This is a genomic window from Cysteiniphilum litorale, assembly GCF_003428165.1.
Taxonomy (GTDB): domain Bacteria; phylum Pseudomonadota; class Gammaproteobacteria; order Francisellales; family Francisellaceae; genus Caedibacter; species Caedibacter litoralis.
In genome coordinates, this window is sequence record NZ_QLIQ01000160.1 from 1 (window position 1) to 728 (window position 728).

At 35.9% G+C, this 728-nt stretch carries 1 protein-coding gene; it reads right to left on the reverse strand.

Features of this window, described 5'->3' with window-relative positions; all coding sequences use genetic code 11:
• Positions 1-290 precede the first annotated feature (290 nt).
• Positions 291-728, reverse strand: a 438-nt coding sequence (locus DNJ75_RS15045; RefSeq protein WP_206609142.1) for a hypothetical protein, incomplete at its 5' end; no start/stop codon positions are given.

Sequence of the window (728 nt, forward strand, 5' to 3'; positions counted from 1 at the left end):
AATCAATAAAATCACAAGAAAATCAACCGGATCAATATAAGACTCAAAACGTTGAAACTGTGCCTAATGTGACAAAAAAACAGATCATCAAGCATCAGTTGACTAAGTGATTTCTATCAAAAAATTATGGTAGATTGGAGACTGTTCACTCAACTGTGTCACCCTAAAGCTCAAGTTTTAACCGTTCAGGAAAAAAGATGTTGAGCTGCGAAATGGTTGTTGCCCAGTTTTATGAACACTCCCACACTCCCGTATTAGTTGTAGAAGTTTAGACCCGACCTGACAGTTGTCTATTTTCCCTTTGACCCTTTTAATTTTTCCGAATCCACATTACCACTTAAAAGATTGGCAATGTACTCGTCTGATTCTCTCTTATTTTCGTTTAATTCAACCCCATAGCCCTCATGTCTAGATAACTTAGCATTATAAGTAAATGCAAACGCTTGTCTGATTAAATGGTGGCATTCAATCATTTTCTTGGCGGCATCTTGATAGACTGCTTGCCAGTTTTCGACTTCTTCATCATCTGATGCATTGAGCTGTGCTTTTTTAACCGCATAGCCTATATCAATCAAATCACGGATGAATGCAGATTCGTTTATTTCCTCATATTCAACCATCAATTCACGAATATTCATTAGCTTTTTTTCATCAATTCGTATTTCTTTTGGTATCATCTTAGGCATTATTTTCACCGTTATTTTGTTCACTATCTTTGTTGTAAAGTA